The sequence below is a fragment of the Lutimonas sp. genome (assembly GCF_051011215.1).
GTDB lineage: Bacteria > Bacteroidota > Bacteroidia > Flavobacteriales > Flavobacteriaceae > Lutimonas.
Genome location: NZ_JBPCUJ010000051.1, coordinates 22,301 through 38,713, shown reverse-complemented (window position 1 = coordinate 38,713; position 16,413 = coordinate 22,301). Strand labels below are relative to the sequence as shown.

General features: G+C 39.2%; 15 protein-coding genes. 11 read left to right on the top strand and 4 right to left on the bottom strand.

Features of this window, described 5'->3' with window-relative positions:
- Nucleotides 1-228: 228 nt before the first annotated feature.
- The 6 genes from ACR2MV_RS05300 (at nucleotide 229) to ACR2MV_RS05275 (ending at nucleotide 7,835) form a co-directional block, all read left to right on the top strand.
- On the top strand, nucleotides 229-2,292 hold the full coding sequence (locus ACR2MV_RS05300) for a beta-N-acetylhexosaminidase (protein WP_434020863.1): 2,064 nt from the start codon (nucleotides 229-231) through the stop codon (nucleotides 2,290-2,292).
- Between the two features lie 15 nt (nucleotides 2,293-2,307).
- Nucleotides 2,308-3,183, top strand: coding sequence for an SMP-30/gluconolactonase/LRE family protein (locus ACR2MV_RS05295; RefSeq protein ID WP_434020862.1), 876 nt, complete (start codon nucleotides 2,308-2,310; stop codon nucleotides 3,181-3,183).
- Nucleotides 3,184-3,331: 148 nt separating this feature from the next.
- Nucleotides 3,332-4,318, top strand: coding sequence for a 6-phosphofructokinase (pfkA, locus tag ACR2MV_RS05290; RefSeq protein ID WP_434020861.1), 987 nt, complete (start codon nucleotides 3,332-3,334; stop codon nucleotides 4,316-4,318).
- A 28-nt stretch (nucleotides 4,319-4,346) separates the two neighbouring features.
- Entirely contained in the window at nucleotides 4,347-5,342 is a 996-nt protein-coding gene (gap, locus tag ACR2MV_RS05285; protein ID WP_434020860.1) for a type I glyceraldehyde-3-phosphate dehydrogenase, read from the top strand.
- Nucleotides 5,343-5,605: 263 nt separating this feature from the next.
- Nucleotides 5,606-6,811: a 6-phosphofructokinase gene (locus tag ACR2MV_RS05280; RefSeq protein ID WP_434020859.1), complete on the top strand. Its 1,206-nt coding sequence runs from the start codon at nucleotides 5,606-5,608 to the stop codon at nucleotides 6,809-6,811.
- Nucleotides 6,812-6,977: 166 nt separating this feature from the next.
- On the top strand, nucleotides 6,978-7,835 hold the full coding sequence (locus tag ACR2MV_RS05275; RefSeq protein ID WP_434020858.1) for a hydroxymethylglutaryl-CoA lyase: 858 nt from the start codon (nucleotides 6,978-6,980) through the stop codon (nucleotides 7,833-7,835).
- Between the two features lie 7 nt (nucleotides 7,836-7,842).
- On the opposite strand, the gene ppgK is transcribed toward ACR2MV_RS05275, so the two are convergent.
- From ppgK to ACR2MV_RS05260, 3 genes are all read right to left on the bottom strand, one after another.
- Complete coding sequence (ppgK, locus tag ACR2MV_RS05270; protein ID WP_434020857.1) at nucleotides 7,843-8,583, bottom strand: polyphosphate--glucose phosphotransferase; 741 nt, start codon at nucleotides 8,581-8,583, stop codon at nucleotides 7,843-7,845.
- 104 nt (nucleotides 8,584-8,687) lie between these two features.
- The gene (locus ACR2MV_RS05265) at nucleotides 8,688-9,140 is read right to left on the bottom strand and encodes a hypothetical protein (protein WP_434020856.1); all 453 of its coding nucleotides are present in this window, start codon (nucleotides 9,138-9,140) and stop codon (nucleotides 8,688-8,690) included.
- A gap of 177 nt (nucleotides 9,141-9,317) precedes the next feature.
- Nucleotides 9,318-9,686 carry a methyltransferase family protein gene (locus tag ACR2MV_RS05260; protein WP_434020855.1) on the bottom strand — a complete coding sequence of 123 codons (369 nt, stop codon included), beginning with the start codon at nucleotides 9,684-9,686 and terminating at the stop codon, nucleotides 9,318-9,320.
- A gap of 248 nt (nucleotides 9,687-9,934) precedes the next feature.
- Between ACR2MV_RS05260 and ACR2MV_RS05255 the strand changes: the two genes are divergently transcribed.
- From ACR2MV_RS05255 to ACR2MV_RS05235, 5 genes are all read left to right on the top strand, one after another.
- On the top strand, nucleotides 9,935-11,083 hold the full coding sequence (locus ACR2MV_RS05255; RefSeq protein ID WP_434020854.1) for a hypothetical protein: 1,149 nt from the start codon (nucleotides 9,935-9,937) through the stop codon (nucleotides 11,081-11,083).
- Nucleotides 11,084-11,134: 51 nt separating this feature from the next.
- The gene (locus tag ACR2MV_RS05250; protein ID WP_434020853.1) at nucleotides 11,135-11,647 is read left to right on the top strand and encodes an FMN-binding protein; all 513 of its coding nucleotides are present in this window, start codon (nucleotides 11,135-11,137) and stop codon (nucleotides 11,645-11,647) included.
- A gap of 9 nt (nucleotides 11,648-11,656) precedes the next feature.
- Complete coding sequence (locus tag ACR2MV_RS05245; protein WP_434020852.1) at nucleotides 11,657-12,154, top strand: hypothetical protein; 498 nt, start codon at nucleotides 11,657-11,659, stop codon at nucleotides 12,152-12,154.
- Nucleotides 12,155-12,246: 92 nt separating this feature from the next.
- Nucleotides 12,247-13,713, top strand: a complete 1,467-nt coding sequence (gene guaB / locus ACR2MV_RS05240) for an IMP dehydrogenase (protein ID WP_434020851.1) — start codon at nucleotides 12,247-12,249, stop codon at nucleotides 13,711-13,713.
- A gap of 10 nt (nucleotides 13,714-13,723) precedes the next feature.
- Nucleotides 13,724-14,503 carry an alpha/beta fold hydrolase gene (locus ACR2MV_RS05235; protein WP_434020850.1) on the top strand — a complete coding sequence of 260 codons (780 nt, stop codon included), beginning with the start codon at nucleotides 13,724-13,726 and terminating at the stop codon, nucleotides 14,501-14,503.
- Nucleotides 14,504-14,589: 86 nt separating this feature from the next.
- On the opposite strand, the gene ACR2MV_RS05230 is transcribed toward ACR2MV_RS05235, so the two are convergent.
- Entirely contained in the window at nucleotides 14,590-16,332 is a 1,743-nt protein-coding gene (locus ACR2MV_RS05230) for a DEAD/DEAH box helicase (RefSeq protein WP_434020849.1), read from the bottom strand.
- Between the last annotated feature and the right edge of the window lie 81 nt (nucleotides 16,333-16,413).

The window sequence follows — 16,413 nt, the reverse complement described above, 5'->3', positions numbered from 1 at the left end:
TGATTCAAGAGAATTCTGGATGCGTGCTGAAGACCGTAATAAAGAAACTGCCAAAAAGTATAACAACCTGGGTATGGCTGATTATGCTGCTTTTGAGGCTTTTAAGAGATACCATTATTAAGATTTTATTTGAGTATTTTGAACCGCCTTTTTGTGTTTGTTCTAGACAAACTTCAAATCGGCGGTTTTTTTATTAGAAACCAACCTTACAATTTTAAATACAAGCCTATGTTGACGAGACTACTATTGATTTTCACTTTGATGATAGAAATATCTTTTATCAATGCACAGGAAATGTCGAAAAACGAACTCCAATTAATGCCCTGGCCACAGGAAATTTCTCTGAATTCCAGTGATTTTTCCATTACCACTGATTTTAGCATTTTTATTCACGGAGATGTAGCAGAGGATTCGAGAATTTTTAAATCGAGTACGCGCTTTTTGAGGTATATGACAGACAAATCTGGAGTTTTCTTAAAAGAGGGCTTTCCGAACGCTGCAAATGTCAGCGCTGAGAATGCTGGGGTGCAGATTGAATTTGAAGAGGTTGCTGAATTGAAAATGGGGATTGATGAATCGTATCGCCTGGAGGTTGATGCCAGCGGTATTCGCTTAAAGGCAAAAACGGATATTGGTGCCATGCATGGTTTGTCAACCTTGTTGCAATTAATAGATGTGAAAGCTGGAGGCTATGTATTCTCCGGGGCAAGTATTAAGGATCATCCAAGATTTGTGTGGCGCGGTTTGATGATGGATGTAGCGAGGCATTTTATGCCTGTAGATGTCGTTAAAAGAAACATCGATGCCATGGCCTTTGTTAAATTAAATGTTTTTCATTGGCATTTATCAGATGACCAGGGTTTCAGGGTAGAAACCAAATCGTTGCCAAAATTGATTGAAATGGCATCTGATGGACAGTATTATACACAAGCTCAGATAAAAGACGTGGTTGCCTATGCAGATGAAAGAGGCATCAGAGTCGTACCTGAATTTGATGTGCCTGGTCATGGTACGGCATTTTTGACGGCCTATCCTGAACTGGCCAGTAAACAAGGAATTGAATATCATCTGGAACGCAATGCCGGTATATTTGATCCAACACTGGACCCAACCAATGATAAGACCTATGCATATCTGGATACTTTGTTTAAGGAAGTAACTCCTTTATTTCCAGATCAATATTTTCATATAGGAGGTGATGAAAACGAAGGCAAGCACTGGGATGAGAATCCAGACATTCAGGCGTTCATGAAGGAACAGGACCTGAAGGATAATCATGCATTGCAGACCTATTTTAATATCAAACTTGAGAAGATTCTTTCAAAATATGATAAAGTTTTAATGGGCTGGGAAGAGATCATGACAGAGAATATGCCAAAGTCTGCCTTGATTCATTCCTGGAGAGGAGTGAATGAAGGCTTAGCGCCAGGTCAGTCTTTAACGGCTGCAGTTAAAAATGGCTACCAAACGATTTTATCGAATGGATACTATATTGATTTACTCTTATCAGTAGAAGACCATTACATGGTGGATCCGATGCCTGCGGTTGATTTGACAGAGGAAGAAGCCGCCAGAATTTTAGGGGGAGAGGCCACCATGTGGGCCGAATTAGTGACTCCGTTAACCGTAGATTCAAGAATCTGGCCCAGGACAGCTGCCATTGCCGAAAGGTTTTGGTCTCCGCAAGAGGTACGAGACATAGACAGTATGTTCGAACGCCTGGAAACCATCAGTCAGATGCTGGAATTAATTGGAATGCAACATATGAGGTCCCAGTCATATATTTTCAGAAACATCGCGAATTACCAGGATGATGATGCTTTGAGAATTTTGAGCGAAATCAGTGAACCATATAAGATTTACAGCCGTAATGCAGGAGGAACTGAATACCAGACGTATTCACCATTTACCCTGTTTGCCGATGCTTGTACTGCAGATGCCAAGGCCGTCAGACCTTTTCAAAAAGCAGTAGCGAACTATATGGCAACCAATGATGCTGCGTCAAAAAAAGTTATTTTAAGCTATTTAAGACAATGGAGTACAATTCACTCGAGAATTGAAGACATAGCAGACAAAGCACCTTTAACAGCTCCTATTTTACCTTATGCCAAGAAAGTGAGTGAAGTGTCTATTTTATTAACTGTTGCTGTGGATACAAATACATTGTCTAAAAATAATATGAAACTGTTTCATTCAATCATGGAGGTTCAGGAAGATCCTTCATTAAATTTAGATGTCACGCTCGCCGTTGCCGATGCATTGACGTCCTTGGCAACATATTTGGCCAAATAAACTCTTAAACAAAACATGATGAAAGTGCAAAAATCACTATTTGGTCTGTTTTTTTTAGTGGGATTGATGTCATGTCAACCTACAGATGTCAGTACTGATTTTACAAAGGAAATGCTTTTTACCGGAGGTATCGAAGGCCCGGCTGTTGATGCTGAAGGAAACTTATTTGCTGTTAATTTTGAGAAGGAAGGTACCATTGGTGTTGTTGATGCTGAAGGGAACGCCAGCTTGTTCACAAAGCTTCCTAAGGGAAGTGTCGGCAACGGAATTCGTTTTGATAAAAGTGGTACCATGTATATTGCGGACTATGTAAACCACAATGTACTAATGATAGAAAAAGGTTCAAAAAAGGCAGTAGTGTATGCGCATCACCCAGATTTGAATCAGCCAAACGATCTGGCCATCGCACCGGATGGCACCTTGTATGCCAGTGATCCTAACTGGAAAGAAGGAAGCGGAAATATCTGGAAGGTGGATGAAACTGGTTTTGAATTGCTGGAAGGAGAAATGGGCACTACCAACGGTATTGAAGTTTCACCTGATGGAAAGCATCTTTATGTCAATGAATCTATACAGCGCAAGATCTGGCGTTATGATATAGGTGCCGAAGGTATGATTCGCAACAAGGCCTTGTTCTATGAATTTTCAGATCATGGAATGGATGGTATGAGATGCGACAATCAGGGCAATCTTTATGTTTGTCGTTATGATGCCGGAAAGGTGGTCGTTTTAAGTCCGGAAGGAATAATAATCCGAGAAGTTACCTTAAAAGGAAAGAAACCCTCGAATATCGCCTTTGGCGGGAAAGACGGAAAGCAATGTTTTGTCACCTTGCAGGACAGGGGCTGTTTTGAAACGTTTATAGCGGATCATCCGGGAAGAGAGTACTAAAATTGATCTCGACTTCATGGCATTTGAGCTGACTTTTTAGGCAATTCTTTTCGATTTCGAACTTTTCGCAATCGATTTCGTTTAAATCTTCGTATTCATATTAGAATGCGCTTTTTTATTATTATTTTTGTGTGTTTTTAAAAAGAATATGAAGAAATTTATAAGAAAAGTTGCCGTAATGACCTCAGGGGGTGATTCTCCTGGGATGAATGCTGCTATCAGAGCAGTAGTGCGATCATGCGCTTATTACAAGTTAGAAAGTGTTGGAATATACAGAGGATACCAAGGAATGATAGAAGGTGATATCGTGCCAATGTCGGCGCGTGATGTACATCATATTATTCAAAAAGGAGGTACTGTTTTGAAGACAGCAAGATCTAAAGAATTCAGAACCATTGAAGGTAGAAAAAAAGCCTATGAAAAATTAAAGGAACACGATGTTGATGCCTTGGTGGTGATTGGTGGAGATGGCTCTTTTACAGGAGGCATGATCTTTAGTCAAGAATATGATTTTCCAGTGATTGGAATTCCGGGAACCATTGACAACGATATCTTTGGAACTGACTACACGATTGGTTACGATACCGCATTAAACACAGCTGTTGAGGTGATTGATAAAATTCGAGATACCGCAAGTTCTCATAACCGATTGTTTTTTGTTGAGGTGATGGGACGTCACTCAGGATATATTGCCTTAAATACGGGAATAGGTGCTGGTGCTGAGGAAATTCTTATTCCTGAAGAGGATATGGGATTAGATCGTTTATTAGAGTCTTTGGAAAAAAGTCGTAGATCTGGAAAGTCTTCAAGCTTGGTGGTTGTTGCTGAAGGTGATAAAACCGGAGCCAATGTATTTGAGTTGGCAGACTATGTTGAAAAAAACTTGCCTGAATACGATGTGCGTGTTTCCATTTTGGGACATATGCAAAGAGGTGGTGCTCCAAGCTGTTTTGATCGCGTGTTGGCCAGTAGAATGGGGGTAAAGGCAGTGGAGTTATTATTGGACAACAAGACCAACAAGATGGTGGGTGTCCAGAACAATGAAATGGTGCCGGTAGATTTAGAGAATGCCGTAAAAGAGCATCACAGAATACCCAACGAAATATTGAGAATATCTGATATTATGTCAGTGTAAATAAATGTAAATTTAAAATAATTAAGAAATGATAAAAATCGGAATTAACGGATTCGGTAGAATTGGAAGACTAGCATTCAGAATCGCGACACAAAGAGAAAATGTACAAGTTGTAGGTATCAATGATCTATTGGATGTTGATTATCTGGCGTACATGTTAAAGTATGATTCCGTTCATGGACAATTTGACGGAACTGTTGAGGTGAAAGACGGGAAATTAGTTGTTAACGGAAATGAAGTAAGAATTTCTGCTGAACGTAACCCTGAAGATTTGAAATGGGATGAGATCGGTGCTGATTATGTGATTGACGCTACTGGTATTTTCACAACAAAAGACAAGGCTGCCTTGCATTTAAAAGCAGGAGCCAAGAAAGTTGTTATTTCTGCGCCTTCAGCGGATGCACCAATGTATGTAATGGGTGTAAATCACAAAGAACTAACTGCTGAAACAAATATCTTTTCAAATGCTTCATGTACAACCAACTGTTTGGCTCCGATAGCCAAGGTATTGCATGATAATTTTGAAATTACAGATGGTCTGATGACAACGATCCATGCAACAACAGCTACTCAAAAAACAGTTGATGGTCCATCATTAAAAGACTGGAGAGGTGGTAGAGCTGCCCTTCATAATATCATTCCATCTTCTACAGGAGCTGCCAAAGCGGTAGGGAAAGTGATTCCTTCATTGAATGGAAAATTAACCGGTATGTCTTTCAGAGTTCCAACTATGGATGTTTCTGTGGTGGATCTTACAGTGAATCTAGGTAAGAGTGTATCTTATGAGGAAGTTTGTAAGGCAATGAAAGATGCTTCTGAAGGTGAATTAAAAGGAATTTTAGGATATACTGAAGAATTGGTAGTGTCTCAAGATTTTGTTGGTGAGCCTCGTACGTCTGTTTTTGACGCTAAAGCAGGTATTGCTCTTACAGATAATTTTGTAAAAGTAGTATCATGGTATGACAATGAGTATGGTTACTCAACAAAAATTGTTGACCTTCTTGAATATTCTGCTTCTTTATAAGCAGTTCAATAATACATGTAAAAAGCTATTTCGTTGGAAATAGCTTTTTTTTTGTCAAAAATTACCAGGCAAGGATTCGGATTATGGCCCCTTGCCAGAATTGAACTTTCCTACTATTTGTCATAAATTTTGCAAAATGTTTTCTTAACTTTAACCATAGTTAAAATTTGACCTGGAATCATATGTTTTAAATTACTGTAATTCACTACCTAAAAATGGGTTACAGCGGGTCATTATGTTCATTAAATTCTAAATTTTGTTTTATGGCTCACACAAAAAAAATTAAGGGAATCATTGCTATCCTTACTGGTGGAGGAGATGTACCTGGATTAAATCCGGCAATTCGGGCAATTACCATTCGTGCCAATCGAGAAGGCTTCAAAGTAATAGGTCTGCGTCGAGGTTGGGCAGGGATCACTGAATTGGTTCGCGATAAAAAAGCGGACAACAGTAAGAGTTATATGGTCCTTACCAATGATATTGTAAACAAGGCTGGCCGAACTGGTGGTACTTTTTTACATTCATCCCGAACCAAACCAAGTAAGATGCCCAAGGCGCATGTGCCGGAGCATTTGAAGGATTCCTATAACAAAGATTTTAATGATCTTACCCCGGAAATTATAAAGAATTTAGAATGGCTGGGTGTTGATTACCTGATTCCAATCGGAGGTGATGATACCTTGAGTTATGGTGTGCGCCTGTATAAAGAAGGTGTGAAGGTGGTTGCTATTCCTAAAACCATGGATAATGATGTACCCGGTACCGATTATTGTATCGGATTTAGTACCTGTGTTACACGTACCATTTCAATGACTAATAATTTAAGAACCTCTGCCGGTTCCCATGAGCGAATTTTAGTGATGGAGGTGTTTGGAAGGTATGCAGGCTTTACTGCTATGCTGCCAGCCATGGCCGGAGCTGCCAATCGCTGTGTCATTCCTGAATACGAATTTGATATCAATCATTTGACGGAATTGCTGGTGCAGGATCGGAATGCCAATCCAAGTAAATATTCAGTAGTTCTTATTTCAGAAGGCGCCAAATTTAAGGGTGGCGACATGATTTTTCAGGATGCTGAGAAAGACATGTTTGGTCATGCCAAGCTCGGTGGTATCGGAGATTTGATCTCCTCTGAAATTAAGACCCTGTCACCTAATTTCAACAATGGAAAAACCATCAATATTATCAATCAGAAACTGGGATATCTGGTCCGTGGAGGTGATCCGGATGCTGTGGATTCTATTGTTCCCATGGCCTATGGAAATTTGGCGCTGGATTTGATCCTCGGAGGCTTTCACGGTCGCCTTGTGGTACTGAAAAACGGGCGTTATGACGATGTTCCTTTGGATGTGGTGACCAATTCCAAGAAAATTGTAAACGTGGATAAATACTACAATATAGACCGATTAAGACCTCATTATAACCGTTTCGAAATGAAACCGATGTTTTTGATGGCAGCAGATAGTTAAAATAAATTGAACGAGGGATTCAGAACGGATGGTATTGGTTCTGAGCCCCTCGTTATTCAATACTCAGTTGTGAGGGAATCACCTCTCACCAATTCCGCAACAATGCTTTGTAATTTTAATGAAAGTATAACAAGTCAGTAGCTGATTATTCTATATATTTGGTTTGATGAGTCAGGTCAAAATCATTGAATGTCCCAGAGATGCGATGCAGGGTATTAAAAGCCACTTTATACCAAGTGTAGAGAAGGCGAGGTATATCAATGCCTTGCTAAAAGTGGGCTTCGACACCATTGATTTTGGAAGTTTTGTGTCTCCAAAAGCCATCCCTCAGATGAGAGATACTGCAGAGGTCTTGTCATTGCTGGATCTCGATACAACAAGTTCGAAACTATTGGCGATTGTTGCCAATGTGAGGGGGGCGGAAGATGCCTGTCGCTTTGAACAAATTCAGTACTTAGGTTTTCCTTTTTCGATCTCTGAAAATTTTCAAATGAGAAATACCGGAAAAACCATCGCACAATCTTTAGTGACCTTGAAAGGTATTTTAGAACTGGCAACTATCCATAAGAAGGAGGTCGTTGCTTATTTGTCTATGGGTTTTGGAAACCCTTATGGGGACCCATGGAATTATGATATTGTTGGTAATTGGACCGAGACACTGGCAAAACTGGGTGTTAAGATTTTATCTTTATCTGATACGATTGGTGTTGCAGATGGAAAAACAATCCGTTATTTATTTGAGCATTTAATTCCGATGTATCCTGCCATTGAATTTGGGGCACATATGCATACAAATCCCGATTCATGGCATGAAAAAGTGTCGGCAGCATTTGATGCTGGTTGCCATCGTTTTGATGGTGCTATAAAAGGTTTTGGAGGTTGTCCTATGGCCAAGGATGAATTAACAGGTAATATGCCAACCGAAAAGTTGCTGTCTTTTTTTACCAGCAGAAAGGTGGAAACAGGTTTAAACCCATTGCGTTTTGAAGTGGCTTATAATGAGGCCATGAATGTATTCGGATAGATGCTTGCTAACCAACTTCATCAAAGGCACCAACTGCCGCTCCAATAATGCCTGCTTCATTTTTATTCTGGGCAGGAATCATTCTGGTGCGAATGTTGATCTGATCTTCAAATTTATGCATCTTCTTACTGGCGCCTCCTCCAATAATAAACAAGTCCGGAGATAAAATTAATTCAATGTGCTGGAAATATTTATTTAAGCGTTTTCCCCATTTTGAATAGCTCAGTTCTTCTTTTTTTCGAATCGAATCGGCCGCGTATTTTTCAAAAGCCTCACCCTTGTAACTCACATGTCCCAATTCAGAATTAGGGATCAATACACCGTCAAAAAACAAGCCTGACCCAATACCTGTTCCTAAGGTGATCACGGCAACTAACCCACTTTTTCCTTTTCCCGCGCCAAAATGCATTTCAGCCTCTGCGGCCGCATCAGCATCATTGATCACTGTAAATTCCAGCCCCGTTACCTCTTTAAAAAGTTCATCGGCCTGGACCCCTTTCCAATCGGGATGTAAATTTCCGCCACTTAAACATTTCCCATGAAACAGTGGGGTAGGGAAACCAGCGCCAACCTCACCCTTCCAGTTAAAGTGATCTACAATTTCATGCACCGTTTTTGCTACTTCTTTAGGTAGAGCCGGGCGCGGGGTAGGTAGTCTGAATTTTTCGGTAACCATTTCTCCGGTTGTGGTGTCAACGATTCCTCCTTTAATTCCTGTTCCACCAATGTCTATACCTAAAATGTGCATGATTTAATGCTTTACAATGAGCGCCAAACTTAATAATTTTATTCTAAAATAAACAAAAACAGCCATTAGAAATTCTAATGGCTGTTGTATGATTTAGCTCGAACCTAGTTAAAATGTATACCAACTCCCAAACCTCCTGAAAAAGCGCTTCCGCCACCTATTTCAAGTATGAGACCCCAAGTGTCATTGAATTTGTACTCACCACCTGCGTGGATATTAAAATCGATGCTATCACCTGAATCGTCATTGATTAAAAAGCCAATTCCGGCGCCACCCCAAATATCCCATGGCTCGGCCAGTTTAAATATTCTGTCAAAGTAGTAATCACCTCTGGCACCAAGTGCCAATTTCTGATCATCACCAAACCAAATTCTTCCTTCAGGAGAAACGGTGATATCAGGATGTACCTGAAATTCGTAAAAAGCACCAATACTTGAATTGTCACCAAATTTAACAAAGGCATTTAATGCATTTCCATGATTTTCCTGTGCTATGGCAGTCTGACTGATGGCCAGCATAAATACCGCAGCAAATACTAAAGTGTAGATTTTTTTCATATTGTTTTTTTTAAGTGTACAAATATAATAATTATCATACTATTTGTAAATCCAATTGGAGCAAATAAAAAGATTTTAAATTAGAAAAAAAATAGATGCACCATAATTCAATTTATCTCCCAAAAACAGGGCACTGATCAGGTGTGAAGTTTGTGTTTGAGGAAAAGACCAACCTCCTTAATAGACATAGGGTAGTAATCTAAAAGTCTTTTCTTTGTACATTCTATAGCTTTCTCCAAATTTCTCAGATAAAAACTTTTCTTCCAGATTTATTTTCAGGAGGAAAATTACCACGAGCATTATAAAAACGAGCATTTCAATTAGATCGAAAGAACTAAATAAAGAAGCTCCAAAGAAAATGAGCAGTCCGCTATACATCGGATTCCTAATAAGTTTATAAGGCCCATTTTTTGTCAGGGTAGCATCGGTTTTAACTTCTGGCTGAATATTAAAATTACCCAATTTCATCACAAGAATTGCCCAAAGAGACAAAAAGAAGCCCAAGAGCTGAAAAAGAAGTATGAGTCCGATTACAGGTTTATTCATGGTAATAGTCAAGAACCCGAGACAACCAAACTGAAGAAAGATTAAAAGTTTAGAGTAGAAAGACATAGTACAAATATAGGTTTTAGATATGATTTTTCGTCTCTGAAAGACCTGTAAAATATGACATTTATCATGTTATTTAAAATTATTCTAAATAAGCCTTTGCCAGTTGAATATTTACATTTACATTTGCCTCAGATATATCTATTTAAAATTAATCTAAATAAGAATAAGCTAAATTAAATCGGATGAAATTCAAATTATTGGTTGCTTTTGTGTTGTTCGCAACTGTAACTTACGCCCAACAGGATTCAAAACAAGATTCATTGAGGGTGGTAAATAGATTAGGGTATAATAACCCGAGCAAGCTTACCATTGGAGGGTATGCACAAATAGATTATAACGAACCGGATGGATCTGCTCCAGGAAAATTAGATGTTCACAGACTTGTGATGCTTTTTGGTTATAAATTCAGTGATAAGGTTAGTTTTTTGACAGAGATTGAGTTTGAACATGTGAAGGAGGTATATGTAGAGCAGGCTTTTGTGAACTATAGTTTTAACACTGCTTTTAATATTCGTGGTGGTTTAATGCTGATACCTATGGGGTATGTGAACGAATATCACGAACCGCCGGTTTTTTATGGTGTTGAAAGACCAGGTCTTGACACCTATGTTGTTCCTACTACCTGGAGAGAACTGGGTATTGGAGCCACTGGTAATTTACAAAACCTATCGCTGAGATATCAGGCATATATATTTAATGGTTTTATCTCCTATAAAGATGGAGAAGGTACCTTAAGAGGAGTAGACGGTCTTCGAAAGGGAAGGCAAAAAGGTGCTGAATCAGTGATTCACAATCCAAACCTTTCTGTAAAATTTGACTACTATGGAATTTTAGGATTGAAAGTAGGGTTGGCCGGTTATTTTGGTGAAACCCAGTCTGATGACCCGTCTGTTGAGGGCTCCACCGTCGGAGTTTCGATGGTAGGTCTGAACGCGTCTTACAGGTTCAAAAATATCGACTTTAGAGGGCAGTATATTTATTCGAGCTTATCGGGCACTGAGGATTATAACAACCTTACCGGAAAGGATCTTGGATCTAAAATGGATGGGTATTATGTTGAGGCGGCCTATGACTTTATGCCTTTGATCAGTCAGAATTCAACCAAACAGTTATACTTATTTTCAAGGTATGAAACGTATAACACCCATGCAGCTACGGCAGGTGATCTCGAGAAGAATAATGCCTATGATCGTCAGGATATTACCTTTGGTTTTGATTTCAAAATTGCCCCCGGAGTAGTTGTGAAAGCAGATTATCAATGGAGAACAGATGCTGTTGAAGACAGCAATAGATTAAACATGTTTAATGCGGGCGTCGGTGTGATGTTCTAAAAATACTATCTTTGCCCTTTTTAACCTTCACGGTTAGAAAGGGCCATTTATATGAAATTATTTCTATACATATCTTTATTTTTCATCCTTCATTCGACGGCGGAGATTCCGAAGAATTACCTGAAGAAGATTGATAAAGAGGTTTTTACCGTTTTCGATATCAAAGCCTATGAGAAAGTTCCTGTGCAAATTGATCCGGAGATCCTCGGGCAAATGAGCAATGACTTTGACCCGGACGGTTTTTACCAGATCCAGATTGATGAAAATCATTTGGGTTATTTTTATTTTGGCAAGGCTCCCAGTAAGGCGGATGAATTTGACTATGTGGTGATTTTTGACGAAGCCTTGATTATTAAAAAAATTAAAATTCTCGCCTATCGTGAAGACTATGGTGGTGAGATTAGCAGCAAGAGATGGTTGCGTCAATTTGATGGCAGCGACAGGACTACATCCTTAAAATATGGACATGATATCATCGGTATTTCAGGGGCTACTATTTCGGCAGTATCCATGTGCAAGGAGGTCAATGATTTGCTGAAAGACCTTTCAAAACTACCCTTATAAGTAACTGGCATGGATGTAAAAGGAGCATTAGGATCTATGTCATTGCAGTTTCGACTGTTTGTTGTTTGTTTTGTTCTTATTTTGAATGTTGGGTTTTTTACCGGGTTTAATTTTGTTCGAGTGACCACTTCTTTGAATTCAACGGGTATAGAAGAGAACTATCTGGGGAATGAAGAGGATGAGGATGCAGAAATTATGCATTTTAAAAAATCTGAGCAAGAAGTACTTACCTTGGTCCATAATCACATTCTATCCTTGTCTTTAATCTTTTTTGTTTTAGGGGTTCTAATGTATATGACGAATGAAAAATCAACTACGGTTGGTTTTTTGATGTTTGAACCGTTTGTGTCTTTGGTACTTACTTTTGGCGGTATATGGTTGCTTTGGAAAGGGGTCATCTGGTTTAAATATGTCATCATGATATCGGGCTCTTTGATGGTATTTTCGATTTTAGTCATGAGTTTTCTGATTATTAAAAATTGCCTGTATCCTTCGAAACCATCGTAGGATTCATCGATTCCACTTTAAATTGTCCTTTGGTTTTTTCTATCCAATTTAATGTCGTAAATTTGCACGCAATTAATTTCTAATTGCGTTCTATGACTACTCCCAAAATTTTGCTTGAAGGACTTACCTACGATGATGTGTTGTTGGTACCTGCTTATTCTGAGGTATTACCGCGTGAGGTAAATATTCAAACTAAATTCACAAAAAATATCACCATTAATTCTCCAATTATTTCTGCTGCCATGGATACGGTAACAGAATCAGCGATGGCTATTGCCATGGCAAGAGAAGGCGGGATTGGTATTTTGCATAAAAACATGACTGTTGAAAAACAGTCAGGTGAGGTGAAAAAAGTAAAACGTTCCGAATCAGGAATGATCATAGATCCCATTACGCTTACTAAAGACAAGCCTGTGGCTTATGCAAAATCTCTTATGAGCAAATATAAAATAGGTGGGATACCTGTAGTGAATGAGGCAGGTGAGTTAATTGGAATCATCACCAATCGCGATTTGCGATTTGAACATGATAATGACAGAAAAGTTTCTGAAGTGATGACTTCTGAGAACTTGATAACCGCCAAAGAAGGAACTTCGTTAAAGCAAGCGGAAATGATCTTGCAGGACCATAAGATTGAAAAATTACCAGTTGTGAACCCTGAGGGGATACTGGTAGGGCTGATTACTTATAGAGATATTATTAAAGTAAGTGAAAATCCACAGGCGAATAAAGATTCTTATGGACGTTTGCGCGTTGCTGCTGCGATCGGTGTTACCGGAGATTCATTTGAACGAGCTGAGTCACTGATTAACGAAGGAGTAGATGCCCTGGTCATTGATACGGCTCATGGACATAGTAAAGGAGTAGCTCAGGTTTTAAAGGATATCAAAGCGAAACATCCTGATGTGGACATCATTGTAGGAAATATCGCCACGGGCGATGCAGCTAAGTTCTTAGTGGAGGCAGGAGCCGATGCGGTGAAAGTAGGAATAGGACCAGGATCGATATGCACAACACGTGTAGTGGCTGGAGTAGGCTTTCCGCAATTATCTGCGGTAATGGAAGTGTCAGCAGCGATTAAAGGAACAGGCGTTCCAGTGATTGCCGATGGTGGCATCAGGTACACGGGGGATATTCCGAAAGCGATAGCCGCCGGAGCCGATACGGTAATGCTCGGTTCATTGCTGGCTGGAACAAAAGAATCTCCTGGAGAGACGATAATTTTTGAAGGAAGAAAATTCAAATCATACCGTGGGATGGGTTCTATTGAAGCCATGCAGAAAGGATCAAAAGACAGGTATTTTCAGGATGTGGAAGATGATGTGAAGAAACTGGTCCCTGAAGGAATTGTAGGACGTGTGCCTTATAAAGGAGAAGTTTTTGAAACCATGCACCAGTTCTTGGGTGGTTTAAAAGCAGGGATGGGTTATTGTGGAAGCAAAAATATTGAAGATCAGAAAAATGCTAAATTCGTTCGCATCACATCTTCAGGTATTTCTGAAAGCCATCCACACAATGTGACCATCACGAAAGAAGCTCCTAATTATTCAAGAAGGTAATTTACACATTTTGATTCAGGGAATCCAATTGAAATTCGTAGTTACACTCGTTCTTGTACTCTCCTTATTCCAAAGTTTTGGACAAGGAAAAGAACGAATTGTACAAACCGAAGGTTTACAGATCAATGTGAAAACCCAGGGAAAAGGCAAGCCGACCGTCATTTTTGAGAATGGGATGGGTTCTTCTATGGATGCCTGGGAAGCACTTCCGGACTCGATCGCGACATTTACAGCCGTTTTTTCTTACGACAGGGCAGGTATTGGTGCCTCTCATATCAGTCACGCATCGAGAACTGTGCCCCATATGGTTGAAGAACTAAGAGCTGTTCTTAAAAAAGAAAAAATAGCACCACCTTATGTGTATGTAGCCCACTCTATGGGCAGTTATCTGGCCAGGTATTTTGCTACTGCATATCCAGATGAAATACAGGCTTTATTGCTGGTAGATCCGTCACCAGATAAATTATATGATGATTATACGGAGAAAGAATACACAGATTTTCAAAATTTCGGAGACGAATCTTATGCTGAATCCAGTGAAGGGGTAAAGCAGGAATGGGAACACTATTTGAAGAACCGAAAGTATGTTCAGGAAAAAGCCGTTTCAGACACTATTCCAATGACTATTGTGTCGGCAACTCAATGGGATTTTTACAGCTATCACAGCGGAATTATGAATAAGAATGAAAATTCAAAGCATTTACAAGTGGAAGGAAGCCATGATATTCATCAAGAGAAACCCGACTTGATAAGAGAACTGATTCAGGAATTAATCAGTGTAAGTAAATAACTGTTGTTGAGAACTAAAAAAGGTTGTAAACTAGATTTTTATCATCTGTTTACAACCTTTTTTTTGAACTTTAATGAAGGATTGACTTAACGTCTTCTTCGCCGACCTCCGCTTGCTGCCGGTTTTTTTCTTCGAGGCTTAAATTCATCTGATTTTTTGTACTTGGTATCTTTTCTACCAAAACCACCTCCTTTATTTGAAGAACGACGTCTTCCGCCTCCGCCTCCTTTCGGCTTCGAGGTAACCTCAACAATCACATTTCTGTCATTAAAATCGGCCCCATTCATTTTTTCCAGGACATCTGAAGCGAAATTTTTATCTACCTCAAAAAATGAAAAACTTTTTAGAATTTCAATCTGACCAATTTCCACATCCCTTTTTCTCAGACACTCATTGATAAAACCAATAAGGCGGGCAGGTGTTAAATTGTCCATTTTCCCCTGGTTGATATAGAATCTGGTTAAAGATTCATCCCCGGGTCTTTTTCTGTCCCCAGGCGCATCACTATTGTTTAAATCTCTCGAATTCTTATAGTATGAAAGGAATTGATTGAATTCAATAGAAACAAACTTTTTAATCAACTCATCTCTGTCAAGCTCATGCAGTTTTTCATAAATATCTGGAAGATAATCCTTGATTTCTTCTTCATTAACTTCAATATCATGGATCTTGTCAATCAATTTATATAATTGAACCTCGCAGATCTCTTTCCCGTTAGGAACTTGTTTTTGAACAAATTTCTTCTGAATCTTTCTTTCGATGGGTTTTAGTTTATTACGCTCTTTACTCGTAATAATGGCAATCGAGATACCTTTTTTACCAGCTCTACCGGTTCTACCACTCCTATGGGTGTAGTTTTCTGTTTGATCAGGTAATTTGTAATTGATTACATGGGTAAGGTCATTTACATCCAAGCCTCTGGCTGCCACATCAGTCGCTACCAGGATCTGTAGGTGCTTGGTTCTGAATTTCTGCATCACCAAATCACGTTGAGCCTGAGAAAGGTCCCCGTGAAGCGCATCTGCATTATACCCATCTTCTATCAACTTCTCTGCTACTTCTTTGGTTTCTCTTCTTGTTCTACAAAATACAATAGAGTAAATATCCGGATTAACATCGGCGATCCTTTTTAAAGCAGGATAACGATTTCTGTCAGTTACCTGAAAGAATTCATGTTCCACACTATCGGCACCTACATTTTTTTCACCAGCTGATATTTCAGTAGGATTGTTCATATAGTTGCGCGCAATTGCCTCCACTTCTCTAGGGAAGGTAGCAGAAAATAATAAGGTTTGTTTTGTTCTAGGTGTCTTTTCAAGAATCTTATCCAATTCTTCTTTAAAACCCATGTTCAACATCTCATCGGCCTCATCGAGGACCAACCATTGAATACTTTCCAGGTTTAAGACCCTTCTTTTTATTAAATCCAACGTTCTTCCCGGGGTTCCTACGACAATCTGAACACCTCTTTTTAAAGGCCTGATCTGTTCCTCAATATTGGCTCCACCATAAACCGCAATGGTTTTAAGGTTGTTTATGTTTTTTGAGAAATCATTGATGTTGTTTGCGATCTGAATCGCCAATTCTCTTGTTGGAGAAAGGATAATTGCCTGGGTGTTCTTGTTAGACGTATCAACTTGTTCAAGAATCGGTAAACTAAAGGCAGCTGTTTTACCAGTACCTGTCTGCGCAAATGCTTTTAAATCATCCTTTGAACCCAGGATTTGCGGAATGGAAATCTTTTGGATTTCTGTGGGTTGTTCATAACCTAATTCGGTTAGTGAATCAACAATTGCCTGGCTTAATCCAAGCGTTTTAAATATCGACATATATTTATTTTGCAAAACTTTATTTATTTGTAAAGCTCTGGTTTGCAAATAAATAGTCCGTTTTATGTTTAAGAATTTGCA

Bases quoted from the DNA above. Each gene is read 5' to 3' on its own strand.
- ACR2MV_RS05300 (WP_434020863.1), top strand. From the start codon at position 229: ATGTTGACGAGACTACTATTGATTTTCACTTTGATGATAGAAATATCT.
- ACR2MV_RS05295 (WP_434020862.1), top strand. From the start codon at position 2,308: ATGATGAAAGTGCAAAAATCACTATTTGGTCTGTTTTTTTTAGTGGGA.
- pfkA (WP_434020861.1), top strand. From the start codon at position 3,332: ATGAAGAAATTTATAAGAAAAGTTGCCGTAATGACCTCAGGGGGTGAT.
- gap (WP_434020860.1), top strand. From the start codon at position 4,347: ATGATAAAAATCGGAATTAACGGATTCGGTAGAATTGGAAGACTAGCA.
- ACR2MV_RS05280 (WP_434020859.1), top strand. From the start codon at position 5,606: ATGGCTCACACAAAAAAAATTAAGGGAATCATTGCTATCCTTACTGGT.
- ACR2MV_RS05275 (WP_434020858.1), top strand. From the start codon at position 6,978: ATGAGTCAGGTCAAAATCATTGAATGTCCCAGAGATGCGATGCAGGGT.
- ppgK (WP_434020857.1), bottom strand. From the start codon at position 8,583: ATGCACATTTTAGGTATAGACATTGGTGGAACAGGAATTAAAGGAGGA.
- ACR2MV_RS05265 (WP_434020856.1), bottom strand. From the start codon at position 9,140: ATGAAAAAAATCTACACTTTAGTATTTGCTGCGGTATTTATGCTGGCC.
- ACR2MV_RS05260 (WP_434020855.1), bottom strand. From the start codon at position 9,686: ATGAATAAACCTGTAATCGGACTCATACTTCTTTTTCAGCTCTTGGGC.
- ACR2MV_RS05255 (WP_434020854.1), top strand. From the start codon at position 9,935: ATGAAATTCAAATTATTGGTTGCTTTTGTGTTGTTCGCAACTGTAACT.
- ACR2MV_RS05250 (WP_434020853.1), top strand. From the start codon at position 11,135: ATGAAATTATTTCTATACATATCTTTATTTTTCATCCTTCATTCGACG.
- ACR2MV_RS05245 (WP_434020852.1), top strand. From the start codon at position 11,657: ATGGATGTAAAAGGAGCATTAGGATCTATGTCATTGCAGTTTCGACTG.
- guaB (WP_434020851.1), top strand. From the start codon at position 12,247: ATGACTACTCCCAAAATTTTGCTTGAAGGACTTACCTACGATGATGTG.
- ACR2MV_RS05230 (WP_434020849.1), bottom strand. From the start codon at position 16,332: ATGTCGATATTTAAAACGCTTGGATTAAGCCAGGCAATTGTTGATTCA.